20 protein-coding genes and 1 pseudogene are annotated in these 15,463 nt (G+C 56.8%); 11 read left to right on the top strand and 10 right to left on the bottom strand.

The genetic code is table 11. The features are described from left to right. Positions 1 to 226 precede the first annotated feature (226 nt). Positions 227 to 736, top strand: coding sequence for a hypothetical protein (locus tag MU846_RS01560; RefSeq protein WP_246948302.1), 510 nt, complete (start codon positions 227 to 229; stop codon positions 734 to 736). Here the strand turns inward: MU846_RS01560 and MU846_RS01555 are convergent. Continuing rightward, a complete protein-coding gene (locus MU846_RS01555; RefSeq protein ID WP_246948261.1) occupies positions 617 to 1,045 on the bottom strand; it encodes a carbamoyltransferase N-terminal domain-containing protein in 429 nt (142 codons plus the stop codon). The two genes, MU846_RS01560 and MU846_RS01555, sit on opposite strands and share 120 nt — an antisense overlap. On the opposite strand from MU846_RS01555, the pseudogene MU846_RS01550 reads away from it, so the two are divergent. The 7 genes and pseudogenes from MU846_RS01550 to MU846_RS01520 form a co-directional block, all read left to right on the top strand. Further along, positions 1,040 to 1,750: pseudogene (locus MU846_RS01550) on the top strand (transposase); the annotation flags it as partial. The gene MU846_RS01555 and the pseudogene MU846_RS01550 sit on opposite strands and share 6 nt — an antisense overlap. 253 nt (positions 1,751 to 2,003) lie before the next feature. Next, positions 2,004 to 2,813 carry a hypothetical protein gene (locus MU846_RS01545; RefSeq protein WP_246947561.1) on the top strand — a complete coding sequence of 270 codons (810 nt, stop codon included), beginning with the start codon at positions 2,004 to 2,006 and terminating at the stop codon, positions 2,811 to 2,813. Continuing rightward, the gene (locus MU846_RS01540) at positions 2,806 to 3,516 is read left to right on the top strand and encodes a TylF/MycF/NovP-related O-methyltransferase (protein WP_246947559.1); all 711 of its coding nucleotides are present in this window, start codon (positions 2,806 to 2,808) and stop codon (positions 3,514 to 3,516) included. The genes MU846_RS01545 and MU846_RS01540 overlap by 8 nt, the downstream gene beginning before the upstream one ends. Then, a complete protein-coding gene (locus tag MU846_RS01535) occupies positions 3,513 to 4,238 on the top strand; it encodes an FkbM family methyltransferase (protein WP_246947557.1) in 726 nt (241 codons plus the stop codon). The genes MU846_RS01540 and MU846_RS01535 overlap by 4 nt, the downstream gene beginning before the upstream one ends. A gap of 26 nt (positions 4,239 to 4,264) precedes the next feature. After that, positions 4,265 to 5,323, top strand: coding sequence for a geranylgeranyl reductase family protein (locus MU846_RS01530; RefSeq protein WP_246947556.1), 1,059 nt, complete (start codon positions 4,265 to 4,267; stop codon positions 5,321 to 5,323). Then, complete coding sequence (locus tag MU846_RS01525) at positions 5,320 to 6,030, top strand: sugar phosphate nucleotidyltransferase (protein ID WP_246947553.1); 711 nt, start codon at positions 5,320 to 5,322, stop codon at positions 6,028 to 6,030. Before MU846_RS01530 ends, MU846_RS01525 begins: the two co-directional genes overlap by 4 nt. Next, positions 6,027 to 6,902 (top strand): glycosyltransferase, encoded by an 876-nt coding sequence (locus MU846_RS01520; RefSeq protein ID WP_246947548.1) that lies wholly within the window; start codon positions 6,027 to 6,029, stop codon positions 6,900 to 6,902. Before MU846_RS01525 ends, MU846_RS01520 begins: the two co-directional genes overlap by 4 nt. On the opposite strand, the gene MU846_RS01515 is transcribed toward MU846_RS01520, so the two are convergent. The 8 genes from MU846_RS01515 to MU846_RS01485 all read right to left on the bottom strand — a co-directional run bounded on the left by MU846_RS01515 (position 6,899) and on the right by MU846_RS01485 (position 11,362). Then, positions 6,899 to 7,783, bottom strand: coding sequence for a hypothetical protein (locus MU846_RS01515; RefSeq protein ID WP_246947547.1), 885 nt, complete (start codon positions 7,781 to 7,783; stop codon positions 6,899 to 6,901). The two genes, MU846_RS01520 and MU846_RS01515, sit on opposite strands and share 4 nt — an antisense overlap. A 56-nt stretch (positions 7,784 to 7,839) precedes the next feature. Then, on the bottom strand, positions 7,840 to 8,010 hold the full coding sequence (locus tag MU846_RS01510) for an excisionase family DNA-binding protein (protein ID WP_246947546.1): 171 nt from the start codon (positions 8,008 to 8,010) through the stop codon (positions 7,840 to 7,842). Next, positions 7,977 to 8,960, bottom strand: a complete 984-nt coding sequence (locus MU846_RS01505; protein ID WP_246947543.1) for an NAD-dependent epimerase/dehydratase family protein — start codon at positions 8,958 to 8,960, stop codon at positions 7,977 to 7,979. Before MU846_RS01505 ends, MU846_RS01510 begins: the two co-directional genes overlap by 34 nt. Continuing rightward, the gene (locus MU846_RS01500; RefSeq protein ID WP_246947542.1) at positions 8,960 to 9,541 is read right to left on the bottom strand and encodes an aspartyl/asparaginyl beta-hydroxylase domain-containing protein; all 582 of its coding nucleotides are present in this window, start codon (positions 9,539 to 9,541) and stop codon (positions 8,960 to 8,962) included. Before MU846_RS01500 ends, MU846_RS01505 begins: the two co-directional genes overlap by 1 nt. A gap of 16 nt (positions 9,542 to 9,557) precedes the next feature. Beyond that, the gene (locus MU846_RS01495) at positions 9,558 to 10,523 is read right to left on the bottom strand and encodes a hypothetical protein (RefSeq protein WP_246947539.1); all 966 of its coding nucleotides are present in this window, start codon (positions 10,521 to 10,523) and stop codon (positions 9,558 to 9,560) included. 138 nt (positions 10,524 to 10,661) lie between these two features. Beyond that, positions 10,662 to 11,003, bottom strand: a complete 342-nt coding sequence (locus tag MU846_RS01490; RefSeq protein WP_246947537.1) for a nucleotidyltransferase family protein — start codon at positions 11,001 to 11,003, stop codon at positions 10,662 to 10,664. Positions 11,004 to 11,087: 84 nt separating this feature from the next. Then, a complete protein-coding gene (locus MU846_RS14720; protein ID WP_371738456.1) occupies positions 11,088 to 11,234 on the bottom strand; it encodes a nucleotidyltransferase substrate binding protein in 147 nt (48 codons plus the stop codon). Beyond that, positions 11,180 to 11,362, bottom strand: a complete 183-nt coding sequence (locus MU846_RS01485) for a nucleotidyltransferase substrate binding protein (protein ID WP_246947536.1) — start codon at positions 11,360 to 11,362, stop codon at positions 11,180 to 11,182. Before MU846_RS01485 ends, MU846_RS14720 begins: the two co-directional genes overlap by 55 nt. Positions 11,363 to 11,573: 211 nt before the next feature. On the opposite strand from MU846_RS01485, the gene rfbB reads away from it, so the two are divergent. From rfbB to rffA, 3 genes are read left to right on the top strand one after another with little or no spacing between them, the layout of a single operon-like run. Continuing rightward, entirely contained in the window at positions 11,574 to 12,590 is a 1,017-nt protein-coding gene (gene rfbB, locus MU846_RS01480; protein WP_246947535.1) for a dTDP-glucose 4,6-dehydratase, read from the top strand. Continuing rightward, on the top strand, positions 12,590 to 13,501 hold the full coding sequence (gene rfbA, locus MU846_RS01475; protein ID WP_246947533.1) for a glucose-1-phosphate thymidylyltransferase RfbA: 912 nt from the start codon (positions 12,590 to 12,592) through the stop codon (positions 13,499 to 13,501). The genes rfbB and rfbA overlap by 1 nt, the downstream gene beginning before the upstream one ends. Further along, positions 13,498 to 14,625: a dTDP-4-amino-4,6-dideoxygalactose transaminase gene (rffA, locus tag MU846_RS01470; RefSeq protein WP_246947530.1), complete on the top strand. Its 1,128-nt coding sequence runs from the start codon at positions 13,498 to 13,500 to the stop codon at positions 14,623 to 14,625. The genes rfbA and rffA overlap by 4 nt, the downstream gene beginning before the upstream one ends. 5 nt (positions 14,626 to 14,630) lie before the next feature. Here the strand turns inward: rffA and ppsR are convergent, their stop codons facing one another. Then, entirely contained in the window at positions 14,631 to 15,449 is an 819-nt protein-coding gene (ppsR, locus tag MU846_RS01465) for a posphoenolpyruvate synthetase regulatory kinase/phosphorylase PpsR (RefSeq protein WP_246947528.1), read from the bottom strand. Between the last annotated feature and the right edge of the window lie 14 nt (positions 15,450 to 15,463).

Here is a 15,463-nt window from a genome sequence, read left to right as displayed (position 1 = left end):
CCATCAAATGCGATGGATTTCCTATTAACCGGTGAAAGGATAAGATGATACGCGACAGCGGCGCACTTTGGCAAGGCAGAATTACAATGAATTAGGCCTTTTTTGTAGGTGCGCACTGTGCTAACTTGTTTGCGCATCTGGGTTTGGGCTCTATGAGATCGCCTCTATTAAGAAAATGGTTAACACCATCACTAGGATTTCATTGAAAGATTTTCGGAGAAATAAAATGACTGATTTTTTTCGGTCAGATGGTCGGTATTTCGATATTAAATTCTTTGAATATTGGCCTGATAACATTGACGGCCTATCTTTGCCCCATTCTGCTATTTTTCCTGAGGCTGTCCTCCGTCTAGAAATTGATGGAGCAGCTATGGAGTTTGCTAATACAGTTCGCAGCGTCCAAGGAATAAACAAATCTCTTTGGGGAATTAGGAGGGAGGAGGGCAGGTATTCCGTTGAGTTCTACTTTTATTACCCAAAGATGTACCCGGATAACAAGCTTTCATCAGTTTTGGATATGTCCTCTTCTTTTTTTGAGGTCGGCCACGCATTGGCAAAAATAGACGATGAAGAAGAGTACTATTTGACTTCGGTCAATCTGGATGGTATGAGTGTTTCAGATGTAAATGTATATCGATCTATATTTGATGAGAATTCGGCAGCGGAATGTGCCATCCTGCTCCAGATAAACCAGTTTGCTCTTTATGAGCCCGGCGTAGACCGGTTTGCCGTATGATGCCAGCCCCATGACCTTGTATTCGCCAGAGTTCACCTTGAAGCCGAGGTATTGTGTGAAGGCAGAATATAAAAGCCCGAGAGAATGTGGGAAATGTATTTCAGCCAGGGGTTGAACGGTTTTGCCTTGCCCATGGTGTATTGAGGTGGTTGTCCATTCGCCGACGCCATCTATCGTGATAATGGCGGCTTCTTCATACGGTGAGGGATAAAAGGCACTGGCAGCATGGCTGAGATGGTGTTCCGAGAATTTCAGTATGTTGCGCCAGTGCCCTGGCGCGTCGTAGATTGTATTGAGAATCTTCAACATCATCGGGGACGGTCACTGGCGCCCAGGCTCAGTCCGGCGCCGACGACTCACACAGCCAGCGGCCCCTGCGAAGTCTGGTGCTGGGACATTACCTACTGCCCTTCGACGGTGCGTGGGCAGTTCTATTACCTGTACCTGTTCGAGGATCTCTACAGCCGCAAGATCGTTGGTTACGAAGTCCATGAGACGGAGAGTGGCGAGTATGCCGCCCAGCTCCTGCAACGTAGCCAGTTGCGTGAGCAGTGCCTGCACCAGCCGCTGGTGCTGCACTCGGATAACGGTGCGCCGATGAAGGCGCAGACCATGAAGGCCAAGCTGGAGGAGTTGGGCGTACTGCCCTCGTACAGCCGCCCCCGTGTCAGCAACGACAACGCCTTCGTTGAATCGCTGTTCCGGGTACTGAAGTACCGTCCCCAGTGGCCTTCCCGTGGCTTCACCTCGCTGGATGATACTCGGCTATGGGTGGATCGGTTCGTTCGCTGGTACAACACCGAGCATCGGCACAGCAAGCTGCGCTTCGTGACGCCGGAACAGCGGCATAACGGTGAAGATACTGTGCTGCTGGAGCGGCGCAAGCGGGTGCTGGAGCAGGCCAAACAGAGCATGCCGTCACGTTGGGGTACACGCCCCGTCAGAAACTGCGAGCCTGTCGGGCCGACGACGTTGAACCCGGAAAAGGAACAGCTTATGAAGCAAGCGGCTTAGCATGAAAACAGTGACAACTATCTTGAAAAACACCGGCTCCGAAACCGTGGGGCCACGGCTACCAAACAATCGGAGGCGCCAATGATCGGTAATTCGGTGACTGGCCCGAAATTCGGTTCCAAAGAGGAGGAGGCAGCAACCGATCCGGACGTCGCTTGATCAAAGCGCTTGAATATCAGAATTGACAATAGCATGTACTGGGCGCACCATGTGCCATGGTCGGAATGCATAATCCAAGAAGAAGGCACATCACATGCTACGCGACCTGATGGCATTGATTCGCTCTTATGCGGCGCAGTCTTTCATACGGCAGTCTCGCGAGGCGCTCTATCATCCGGGCTACCCCTTCTGCAGTTACCTGGGCATCAATTATGCCGGCGACCGGCTAATCAACGCCAAGTTCTATGTGACGGGCTTCAGACAGGTCCCGGCTAGCCACTTTAGCGGTTTTTTCCCGTGCTCCGACGCCATCTTGGACGCTTACGCGACCTACCGGGACAGCCGCGTCTATACCCCGGACAGCATGGGCTTTGTGCTGGTGAAGAAGCTGGCTCTGACGGAACCACCGATGTACACCTTCGGCATGCGCATGCCGGGCGATCTCAATCCGGCCATTGATCAGCCGGGGCTGGAACACGAGGACAAGGTGGTCGACGATTATCTGGCCATTGAAGCCTCGGGCCAGAAGCGCTACCGCAAGCATTACTACATCCTGAAGCAGCGCCGGAACATCGAAACCCTGCTGCAACGCTTTGCCATGGAAACCCGGCCCGACGCGGTCAATCTGCTGGAATACTCCACCTTCCAGCACAGGAAAAAGATCCTCGCCGCCATGACCAGCGTGGACGAGACCGAAGGCTATCTGGCGCGCACCGGTTCCCCGGCCTTTCTGGCCATGCACGCCTGGGTGACCCGTGAACTGGGCCTGATCCCGGTATCCCCGGGCCGCTATCTGGGCTCGGATGTCCGCTCCATTCATTATTTCGAGCCGGGGGAGGGCGTCTACTTCCGTGATTCCTTTGCCCTCGACCGGCTGCTCGAAAAGCTGGCCGCCGATGCCTGATCTGGCCCAAGCCCGCGAGGCCATGACGTGGCTGTCGCCACTGGATCTGCAAGCCCTGCCATCGCTGGAAGCGATGCAGGCCGTGCTGCCGCAGTTCCCGCCGCATACGCTCCTGACGCGTGATTTTTTTGAGGCCATGTTGCAGGAAGCCGGCGACTTTAATCTGCCGCCGGGCGGCGACTGGGCACAGGTGGGTGTCTGGCGCGGTGGCGGCGCGCTGTTCCTGCGCGCCCTGATGGATGATCTGGGCCTGGGCGATCGCCTGCTGCATCTTTTTGATGCCTTCTCCGAGCTGGATGCCGAAGCGCTGTCCAGGCCCGGGGATCGCGCATTCGTGCAGGCGTTGGGCGGCGGCGCGCCCATGGATAACGAAACCCACGCACGGCAGCTCCTGAGACGCTTCGGTCACCAGGACAGCACTCGCGTTATCCGCTGCGATATCACCGATGACAACGCTGGCGTGACCCTGCCGCCGCTGTCCTTTTTGCATATTGACGTGGATTTTTACGAGCCGACCCGGGCGGCTCTCTCGAAGTGCTATGACCGGGTACTCCCCGGTGGCATTATCGTGATCGATGATTATTTTCTGGACCTGGTCCATTGTCGTGAGGCCACCGAAGATTTTATCCACGAGCGATCTTTGGCCGATGAAGTCAGCCTGCAACGTTTTTCGTCTTTCTCGGTGCTGGTGAAAAAAACATGACCCCCCATTATCTTCACCACCCCCACCAGGGCAACTCGCTGTCGTTTTTCAGCGATTATCATGATCAGATGAACCGCTTCCTGGCCAACGAGATCTTTGACGACGAGCTCTATGCGTTCGACACCGACAAGTCGGCTCCTGTCATCCTCGACGGCGGCGCCAATATCGGCCTCAGCATCCTGTACTTCAAACGCCGCTATCCGCAAGCGCGGATCGTCGCGTATGAGCCGGAACCCGCTTATGTTCACCTGGCCCATGCCAACGTGGCCCTGCATGCCCTCACGGATGTGGAAATCCGTGCACAAGCACTCGGTCGACAAGACGGTCCGCGGGCGTTCTATGGCTTCTCGGCCCCGGGCATGGAAATTCCCGTCGCGTCGCTGTATCCCAACGCACGGGCCAACCGCCCGCTGACCGTGCAGGGCGCCGACGTGCTGCGCGTGGTCAACGAGTTGGGCGACATCGACCTGATCAAACTGGATATCGAGGGCGGCGAGTGTGATATCGTGGAGCGGCTTGCCGAAGGCCAGGCGCTGCGCAAGGCAAGGCACTATGTGGTGGAATACCATCGCTGGGTACCGCAGACCCGGTCGCAAGATGAATTTATTCGTATTTTCGAACAACAGGGTTTTTCCACGCAGATCCTGCAGGACAACGACATTCATCCGGATTTTCCCGATATATCGGGCAATGCGGTCATACGTTTCAGTCGCCAGGACTGATCAGGGCACATTCAGGGGCGCAGACGTTGAAAGAAACCCTTTTTGATGCGGTGGTGATCGGCGCCGGCCCGGCTGGCGTGTCGGCCGCGCTGGACCTGATGCGCGGCGGCGCGCGGATTGCCGTGATCGACCGGCAGGCGTTTCCGCGACAGAAGGCCTGCGCGGGCGGCCTGTCAGACGGCACGCTCCGTCTGCTGAAGTATGATCCCGCACCGGCGATTCGTGTCCAGGTGTCCGCCATGCAGGTCAGCCATTGTTTCAATCAGCCGGTGACAGCCGTGGCCCAGCGCCCGGTGTTCGCCATGACCCGGCGCAGCGAGTTTGACGAACTGGGCTTTCGTGCTGTCGAGGCCACCGGCTGCCCGCTGTTCATCTGTCCGGGCCCGCACACCGTGACCCAGGATGCACAGCGCGTCACCATCCGCTACAGGGACTTTACCCTGCATAGCCGCTACGTGGTCGCGGCGGATGGCGCGGGCAGTCCTACTCGCCGCCAGCTGATACACGAGAATACGCGCCTTCAGGCGCTTTCGATCGAGGCAGACGTGGACGCCGAACATGTTTTCGCCGACGCGGCAGCGCCCACGTGGGTGGACTTCGGCGTGGTGCCGGGCGGCTATGCCTGGGTGTTTCCCAAAGGAGATCACGTCAATGTCGGGCTTTATACGTCCAGCAGCCGGTTTGCCGCCGGCATCAATCGGCGAAACCTTTATGCCTATGCCAACAAAGTGCTCGGCACACAGCGGCTGACGGAGATTCGTGGCTTTCCCCTCGGCATTGATTGCACCGGGTCGCGCATGAGTAGCGGACGTGCATTGTTCGCGGGCGACGCCGGGGGCTTTGCACATGCCCATACCGGTGAAGGCATTTACGGTGCGGTGTTGACCGGGCAACTGGTTGCCGCCGCCATTCTGGCGGATCTGGATGTCGCGCAGACTTATCGGCAAAGCGCGGCGCGCATGCTCAGCCGCTGCAGACTGGCGCGGGTGCTCAGCAAACCTTTGTACGGGTCGCTGTCCCTGACCTACCCCTTGTTTGCGCGTTATATTTCCTCACAAGTCGACAAGGCCGGAAAGCGCACATGAAGGCCGTCATTCTGTGCGGTGGTCATGCACTGCGGTTGCACGGCAATCTGGATGCCACGCCCAAGCCGCTGATTACCGTGCATGGCCAACCGATACTGGCACACATCATCGCCCATTATCAGCGTTATGGTGTGTCGTCATTTATCCTGCTGGTGGGGCACCATGAAGCCGCGTTCCGCGCCTTTGCCAGTTCCGGATCGGTGCCGGGCGCCGATATCCAGGTACTGCAAACCGGCGCTGAAACACCGACGGGGGCCCGGATTGCCCAGGCCGCGGTGATGCTGGACGAGGACGATCAAGTACTGGTGACGTACGGTGACGGCATCGCCGATGTCGATATTGCGGCACTGTGTGCACGACATCGCGACAGCGGCAAGGCCGTTACCCTGACCGCCGTACAGCCCCGGCTGCCGTTCGGCCTGCTGGAACTCGGCCCACGGGGCGATGTGCAATCCTTTGTGGAAAAGCCCCGCATGACCCAGCGCACCAACGGCGGCTTTTTTGTGCTGAATCGTGAGGTGCTCGCGACGCTGGGCCACGACACGGATTTCGAACATCAGACGCTGCCCGAGCTGGCCGCACAAGGTCGGCTGGGCGCGTACCTGCACGACGGTTTCTGGAAAAGTCTCGATACCTACAAGGATTACGTGGAACTCGACAGCTCCCCTTTGCCATTCGAACAGGGCAGACCGGACTCGTCGGCATGAAGGTGTCTGTCATCATTCCGGTTTTCAATGACGCCGATGCCTTGCCCGAGCTGCTGGCACGCTTGCAGGCAACCGCTCACCGGCAATCCTGGGCACTGGAAGTCCTCCTCGTTGATGATGGTTCTCGCGAAGAGATCTGGGTGCGCGAAGAAGCATTGCTCGCCGCCATGCCCGAACTGGATATGACACTGGTGCGGCTGAACCGCAATCACGGCCAGTCACTGGCGACTCTTCAGGGCTTGCTGCTGGCTTGCGGCGATTATCTGGTCACGCTGGACGCCGACCTGCAGCATCCGCCCGAATCGATTCCTGCGTTGCTCAGCGCCTTGACCCATGGAGACTATCCGCTGGTGTATGCCAGCAATCGTAACGGTCACGGTGTGTTCCGGCGCGCCCTGGGCACCATGCGCCGTCTGCTGGTCGCGCCTTTGGGCACATCGTTGCCGCAAGCGTCATCGTTTCGTGCGCTGGAGCGAACGTTTTTCGATGTCCAGGTCAGGTCTGACAGCGAACGGATTTTCAGTATTGATGAAGCTTTTTCCTGGTCAGCACCCGGCGCCAGCCTTGTCGATACCCCGCATCACTCCCGAAAGTACAACGCCTCGTCCTATACGCTGCCCCGACTACTGTGCTTTGCGGCACGCTCGGCTTGGTACTCCTTACATCTTCCTCGGGGCTTGCTGGTGTTCAGCCTGGCGCTGATGTCTCTGGCTATGCTGCTTAACGAAAGAGGATGGAACATGGCGGTGTTGGGGCTGGGCATCGCGGCAGTGCTGTTGCTGGGGGCCAGCATATTGGCCCGCCGATGCCGTTCGCTGCACAGGCCGGGGCAAGGCTTGAGGATTGTTAAAACCATCCGCTCTCAGGATTAGTTGGCAAGACTGGCGTAGTAATCCAGCTCGCTACGGGATAGCAGAATTTCTGTCAGCATCGCCGCCGTGCGTTGTTCGTAGCAGGCAGAATGTTCGGCGTGCATTACTCGCTTTAATGCTTCGGTGTTCATGTCATTGCAGGGCAAGCTGTTGAGTGCCGAGTCAGTGAAACGAATATAGGATCCCTCCAGCACAAATCCCTTATTGGTAACCATATTCTTTCCAGGCAAAACTGTGTGTAGGCCATGTAATGTTTGCTGCCATCCCCAGCGTACATCCCAGGTACAGCGATCATCCAATCGCTGGAGGAAAGGAATCAATATGCTGTTAGGGTCTTGCAGTTTATCCACCACACCGTTGTCGTGTTGCCCAAAGGGCAGTGGTGTGTCCCGCAGGGCTTGCCATGTCTTTGCCCATGTAGCCCACCCCCAGTAGAAAATGGCAAAAGGCACCTGGTAGGCTGCCTGGTCATCATCTATAGCGCCAAGATTACAGCCCACGATGCTGCCAATCTCGGGGCTGTTCCAGTGATGCCCAAGCATTGTGTTACAGAAAGAGAAAAACGATGCTGAGGGCACAGTATCGTCCTCCAGAATAATAGCCGCTTCTTCAATGCTGAATACATGATCAAGGCCGCTATGGATAGACTCATTGATGAGCAGGTGTTTATCTTGGCACAGGAGTAATATTTCACCGGGTAGTTCCCACTTTCTTATGGTTCTTCTTATTGATTCAACAACAGCTCTTTCTTCCTCGCAGGCATGCAGATTGCTGGCAATGTACAACCGAGGAGGTGAGTATTGCTTGATAGCCTGGAAGATCTCTTCTAGGAATTGCGGCTTCCTGTAGGTGAAAAGCAGGACCGGGGCTTTATAGTACATCGCATTAGTACCCTATGTCGTATCTGAGCTTGATCAGCAGGGCTTGCAGGGCGTCTTTACTTTCCCTGGTGCGTTTTTTTGTAGTGTATCAAGGTATGAAAGCGGATGCGCCTATGTGTGTCTGTCTTGGTATAGGGCAGAGAGCCTTCCTCCAGTAGTTTCGCCAGATGCGGGCGGGAAACATTCAATAGGTTTACGGCTTCCTGGGTGGTTGGCTCTGCATGCACCGGTATGAGCGGTACCAGGCAACCGTTTTTTCTAGTGCCTGATACAAAGGGCTTCTAGGTTGCCAGCCCAGGATGCTGGCAATCTTGCTGGAATCCAGTGATTGGTGCTCGATTTCGCCGAAGACCTGATTCTGGATGACGATCCGGGACTGGCTTTCCGGTATGGTTTGCTGAATGTTTTTGACTATATCGATCACGGAAGTAGCGGTGGGGTTGCCGACGTTGAAGGCTTGTCCGGCCACTCTTTCTTGCGGCGCAGTGAGTAGTCTCAGGTAAGCATCTGCAACATCCTCTGCATAGACATAGCAGCGCTGAAGCCGCCCAGAGCTGCGGATAATGATATCTTCGTTTTTCAGACAGGAAAGAATGGTGCCGGGCACGATGCGACTAAAGTTCAGGTCATAAGCACCGAAGGTATTGCCGCAGCGGGTGATACTGATAGGCAGGCCGTGGGTGTGGTAGTAGCTCATGGCTAGCTGCTCTGTGGCCTGTTTGCTAACGTCGTAGGGGTATTTGGCTTTGAGTTCAAAATTCTCCCGGTAGGGCAGGGTGTTTTGTTGACCGTAGGCTTTGTCTGACGAAGCGATGACGATGGACCGGAGCTTGCCATATTTGCGTGCTGCTTCCAGCAAGAGCCAGGTGCCGCGAATATTGATGTCGAAGGTGGGCTCAGCATTCTCAAGGGCGCTACCAACAATAGGTTGGGCTGCCAAGTGTACTAGATGTGTTGGTTGGTGGTTGGCAAAGATTTCTTCGAGTAGTGCCTGGTTGCGGATATCGCCTTCAATCTGGAAGCATGCGCCGGGGTATTCTGGGACAATGCCGAGTGTTTGAAGCGGGTAACTTCTGGCCAGGCTGATTACGATTGAACCTTCGGAAATAAGACTCTTGATGAGGTGAGTGCCGATTAGGCCTGAACCACCTGTGACGAGTACGGTTGAATTTTGCATTAAAGGCGACTCTCTGGTAAAAAATCCACCATCAGATTGATTCTTACATTTGATGCACGATGAAAAGTCTCATGAATCTGACTGTAATCAAACATAAGGTGGTCACCAGCGGCTTTCAAATATTTTCTTTCCTTGCCGCAAATCATTTCACAATTGCCATCTGTCAGGTTCTGAAGAAGTAGATGGTAGACATAGTGTTTTCGTATATGCGAATGGGGCTTAAGGTGGGAGCCAGGGTGTAGGAAATTAAAGGCAATGTAGTGGGGATTATCGAATGAAGAAAGGAGAGACATTGTCTTGGGGAACAAGCTTGTTCGGTCAAGGGTTACTTCGTTCCCTGTTTTTTTATAAATGGCGTACATGGAGAAATTGCCGTCACGGAGATCGTATCCAACCCGCTCCCTATTGATTCCGCTCTCCCACGCCCACTGGTTTGAGGGGAAATCCATAACCATCTCTCCATGAATGGCTTTGTGAGCTTCAGGCTCTTTTGATAGCACCGATACCAGCTCCTCGTAAATGTCATTGGAACTGTTTGCTATATTTTTGAGAAATGGCAGGGTTTCTGTGTCGATAAACATGGCTAATTGATAGTTTTTAGTGATAAAGCCGCAGGGCATATCGGCTAGATTCTGCGCCTACACCCATCTTCTCCAGTACCCGGCTCGCTGCATGGTTATTCAGCGAAACACAAGTTTGTACACTGCTGAAATGGATCAGTGAGCGCTCGGCCAGTGTGTAAATTATGGGATAATAGCTGCCGGTAGCAGCTGGGGATGAAAGATAAATCCCATTATTCATCAGCTGTATGGCCACTCCGGCGCAACCCAGATCCTGCTTTTCTATGGCTCCGCAGGCTTGTACGCGGCCATCTCTTTCCATTACCAAGGCGATTCTATCGCTTTCCGGCGCATCAAGCAGCTTCCCCAGCCACAGGCGGTAAAGGTCGGCGGCTTTCTGTTGGTCTAGCTGTGGGTCGCGGGAAAAACGGCTTTCAAAATGGACTTTATCCAGCAGTTGCATGACCGCCGGCTTGTCTTCCGGGCGGTAGTCGCGCACGCGGGTCAGAAACTTGGGGGGCTTAATGCCTTTCAGTGATGTCCAGCGGTATTCCCGTTTGACGTCCAGAATCTCTGCACCCAGGTCGATCAGCGCATTTAGGCAGGGATAGTCATCGATATCCACTTCACAGGATACATGCAGGCTGGGAATCTTCTGCTTTGCGACATGAAAGGTGTCTCGGAGAAAGCCCCCCAAGGCAGTTGGGGGGCATGCTGGAGATGCAGCCAGGCTCAGCCTTGCCATGGGTAAGCCAAAGTGCTGGGAGTCCCAGCCAAGCGGCTTGATGGCGCAAGCCGCGATCACCCCATGTTCGTTGCTTAGGGTAGTGCAGACGCCGCCGATTTCAACGGCAGAAACCAATTCGTGCCGAAAAAGGCTTTGGTGGTCGGAATGGCTGAGTTGAGGGTGGCCCCGGTAGCGCGTGAAAATAGTCAGAGCACTTAGATCAAGGCCGGAGATCTCGTCAAGGGCATGGAGCTCCGTGCTGCTACGAGGGAACATGGCGGGAATCACGCTTCTTCAGGTTCTGCTGTGTTCGGTTTCAGATGCATCTCGCAGATCCACTCAAATACTTGGGCTGATTTTACCTGAATGCCCCGCGAGACGGGAGGGGGGGCAGAGCGATGCCAGGCCTCTACTTCATTCCGGACCGCCTGGCTCCAGGCTGTCACCAGGGCTGGGGTGGAGCCAGCGCCCCCGGTCCCGGTGATTCCCGGGCTTGTAACTCTCCGCAAAGTCTCTGAATTCAACCAGGTCGACCTTGTAGGGAAAGTTGCTTTCGGACAGCTGTTCTTGCAGTTGGCTCAAGAGCCTGGAATAGTTCCCATTCCCCTCAATCATCAGGTCAAGATCGGAGAAGCGATGGTGATCGCCTCTGGCCCGGGAGCCGTAGCAGAAGACCTCAGCCCCCTGGGCTGCCAGCGGGGCAACAAGGTGCTCGGTGATGTAGTCGTATTCATGAGGGGTGAGGTCGAACTTCATTTGCTTTCCAGGCGTGCAATGAGGGCGTGCAGGCTGGGCAGGAAGGCACAGGCAAAGCCGTACACCTTCTCGGCCAGGTGCTCCTTAATAGGTGTGCGAGGACAGGTTGCGCATGTCGATTGCCTCCAGCCAAAGCTGCACGTCATCGATATAGCGGCTCTGGGCTATTTCACGGACTACATCTTTGGGGCCGCTGTGGTGACCCCCATGGATTTTTTGGCGGTTTTCCACGCCAGTTCAATACTGAACTCGAAGCGCTGGATGACAGAGTCCCGTATGAAGTCGTTTTTCTCCTGCCGGATGGCTTCTTCAAGGCGGCTGACAACCTTCTTGAATATATCCGGTTGCACGCGTGACACCTCTTTCCGCCTTGGCCGTGCAGTGAAGCATAACAAACTTCAGCAGGGGGGCTACAAATCTCTCCCATGAGCGATGGCCGCCGGGCCCGCTGCAAGCTCCCCTGAAAATACTTTTGGATCATGGGATATGGCCAGTCGCGCCTTGGCTTAACCCCGACTACAATGCTCCTTTTGCGCTGGCCGGGACAGGTCGGCAGTAGGGCTGGACAACATGACATTGATGGTGACAGGCGGTTGCGGCTTTATCGGGGTGCACCTTGTGCATTGGCTGCTGGCGCATACCGATGAGCGGGTGATCAACATCGATGCTCTCACCTATGCGGCGCAGCCCGTAGCGCTGAAAGGGCTGGCGCAGCCACGCTATACCTTCGTGCAGGCCGATGTCACGGATCAGGCGGGGCTGGCCACGTTGCTCGATTTGTATCAGCCGCGCGCCTTGTTGCACCTGGCGGCCGAAACCCATGTCGATCGTTCGATCCAGTCCCCGGAACCTTTCTTGCGGCACAATGTTCAGGGCACTCACGCGGTACTTGAAGCGGTGCGTGGCTGGCTGGCCGGCCATCCTGCCCGGGCTGCCGACTTTCGAATGCTGCAGGTGTCCACGGACGAAGTCTACGGCGATCTCGGCCCCACTGGCGCGCCGGCCCGGGAGGGCGATGCCTACCGCCCCGGTTCTCCCTATGCCGCCAGCAAGGCCGCCGCTGATCACCTTGCCGATGCCTGGTTCAGAACCTGGGGTGTGCCGGTGCTGGTGTCCCATTGCACCAATAATTACGGGCCTTGGCAGTATCCTGAGAAGCTCATTCCGGTGGTAATCCGCCACGCGCTTCGTGGGGAGCCCATTCCGCTGTATGGTAGCGGCCGGCAAGTGCGCGACTGGCTGCATGTGGAAGATCATGTGCGGGCGCTGTGGCTGCTGCTGGAGAAGGGTTCCCCAGGGGAGCATTACAACATTGGCGCCGACAACCCCCGGAATAACTTTGATCTGGTCAACCAGGTTTGCAGGATACTGGACGAAATGAGCCCGAGCACTGCACCGGCTGGTGGGCACGCGACACTGATTGCGCAGGTGGCCGACCGTCCTGGGCATGATTGGCGTTATGGGCTGGATAGCAGCAAGATCCAGGCGTTGGGCTGGCAAGCCGCAACGCCTTTTGATGAAGGGCTGCGAGAGACGGTGCGTTTCTATATCGAATACTATCGCCGCCAGCCTGGGGGGGGACGCTGATGCTCGCAGGCATGCGGCCCTTGCGTGGCATCGTCATGGCGGCGGGAACGGGTTCTCGCCTCGCGCCGGTAACGCTCGGGGTGTCGAAGCATCTGTTGCCGGTGTACGACAAGCCGATGGTTTTTTACCCGCTCTCGGTGCTGATGCTGGCGGGTGTCCGGGATGTGTTGCTGATCACCACGAAAGACGATCTGCCAGCGTATCAGCGGGTGCTGGGGCAGGGCGATCATCTGGGCATGGATATTCGCTACGCGATTCAGCAGCAACCGGGTGGCATTGCGGAAGCGTTTCATATCGGCCGGGATTTCATCGGTTCAGACCCGGTGTCCCTGGTGCTGGGCGATAATATTTTTTACGGGCATGCTTTTACGCCGATGTTGCAGAAGGCGAGGGCCACCAACACCGGAGCCACATTGTTCGCTCACGCTGTGCACGACCCGCGTCGCTTCGGGGTGGTGAGCTTTGACGCCGATGGCGCTGTTCAGGGGCTGGTGGAAAAGCCGCAGAATCCGGCTTCGCAATATGCGGTGACGGGGCTTTATTTCTTCAGCGCCGATGTCGTGGATGTCGCAGTAAGCATTGCCCCTTCGGCGCGGGGCGAGCGTGAAATCATTGATGTGCTGGAGGTGTATCGTCAGCAAGGCCGTTTGCAGGCGCAGCTGTTGGGGCGCGGGTTTACGTGGCTTGATGCGGGCACGCCTGACAGTTTGCTGGAGGCCAGCATGTTTGTGCAGGCTGTAGAGCACAGGCAAGGCATGAAGATCGCTTGCCTCGAAGAGATAGCGTGGAATGCCGGGTGGATCAATGCGCAAACATTGCTCACGCGCCTGGACCAGCTGCGCGGCACGCCCTACGGGCGTTACCTCGACTGTGTGCTGAACGGGCAGGGCGGGGGCGGGCAGAGTACATGATCCCCTTCAATAGGCCGCTGTATCTGGGAACCGAGCTTGCCTGTGTGAACGAGGTGTTACGGGCGGAGCTGGGCACAAGTTTTCGTCTGGAATGCGAGAGCTGGTTTCATCGTCACACGGGCGGCAGTGTGGCGCTGATGACCCCATCCTGCACCCATGCCCTGGAACTGGCTGCACTGGTGGCGGATATCGGGCCCGGTGATGAGGTGATCCTGCCGGGTTACACCTTCGTCAGCAGCGCCAATGCGTTTGCATTACGCGGCGCGATGCCGGTGTTCGTGGATATCCGCACGGATACCTGCAATATCGACGAGCGGGCTATCGAAGCGGCTATCACAGAGCGCACGCGAGCGGTGGTGGTGGTGCACTACGGTGGCGTGGCCTGCGAGATGGAGGCCATCCTGCCGCTGGCGAAGCGGCATGGTCTGCTGGTCATCGAAGACGCTGCACACGGCGTCATGGCGCAGTGGCGTGGCAGGCCGCTGGGCAGTATTGGCGATCTTGGTGCGCTGAGTTTTCATGCGACAAAAAACTATACCAGCGGCGGTGAAGGCGGCATGTTGCTGGTGAACGAACCGCGCATGGCGGAGCGCGCCCGGCTCATACGCACAAAGGGCACGGATCGCGATGCCTTCTTGCGTGGGGACGTGGATCGTTACACCTGGCAGGTAGTGGGAAGCAATTATCTGCCCAGCGAGGTGCAGGCGGCCTGTCTTTATGCGCAACTGTCGGCAGCGGAGAAAGTCAACGAGCGTCGTCGTGCGCTGTGGCAACGGTATGCCGAAATGCTGGGCCCGCTGGGAGCGTCGCAGGGGTTTGGCATACAGTCGGTGCCGGCAGGCTGTCGCCACAACGGGCATTTGTTCTATCTGCGCTTGCCGCCCGGCCTTTCGCGTGACGCCTGGATTGCCGCGTTGGCCGAAAAAGGGGTGGAGGCTTGCAGTCATTATACGCCGCTGCACACTGCGCCCGCCGGCCTGCTGAACAGCCGTTTTCAGGGTAGTGCCAAGCATACCCTTGCAGCCTGTGGCGATCTGGTGCGGTTGCCGCTTTATTACGCGCTCACCGACACAGAGCAGGCGCAGGTAATCGATGCGGTGACTGAATTGATGCGGCAGTGTTAAAGCGTCTACACCCGCCGCTTCAACCCCGTTGCCGCCAGTATCTTCGTCGAAATTTCTTCGATTGATCGCTCAGTCACATTGATCGACGGGATGCCGTAACGCGCCACAATGGCGTTGAAGGCGCGTACTTCGGCCTCGCACTGCTGCGCCGATGCGTAGCGGCTGCCGGCCATGCGTTCCTGGCGAATTGCGGTCAGGCGCTCGGGGTCGATGAGCAGCGCGAACAGCTTGTCTTTATGAGGCTCCAGTGCCTCGGGCAGGCGCAAATCGTCGAAATCCTCTTCCGTGAAGGGATAGTTGGCGGGGTAAAGCCCGAGCTGGAGCGCAAGGTAAAGGCTCGTGGGCGTCTTGCCGCTGCGTGATACGCCGATCAGCACAATATCGGCCTGATCGTAATGTCGGGTATGGGCGCCATCATCATTTTCCAGCGCGAAATGTACCGCATCAATGCGTAGCCGATAAGCTGATGGATCGCGCACGGCGTGGCTGTGGCCCACTTTTTCGCTGGAGCGAATGCCCAGCTCGCCTTCAAGCGGCTCCAGAAAGGTGCCGAACAGATCCAGCACCAGTGCGCCGGATTTGCTCAGCATCTCTCGATGCCGGGGGTTGACGAGGGTAGAAAAGACCACCGGTTTGCTGTGGTTGCGCTCTGCCGCCTCGCGAATCTGACGCACGATGTCGTGACAATCTTCATCGCTGCGGACATAGATGAGAGTGCGCTGTTCAAAGTGAATATCACCGAACTGGCTCAACATGGAATTACTGATGGCTTCTGCCGTGATGCCGGTGCCGCCGGAGACGATAAACACTGTGCGCTGAGTCATGCCTGGCTCTTGTA

Origin of the sequence: Alcanivorax quisquiliarum, assembly GCF_023051175.1 — a bacterium.
Classification (GTDB): Bacteria; Pseudomonadota; Gammaproteobacteria; order Pseudomonadales; family Alcanivoracaceae; genus Isoalcanivorax; species Isoalcanivorax quisquiliarum.
Note: the sequence above shows the minus strand (reverse complement) of the source record. Positions and strands in the feature narration are given on the sequence as shown.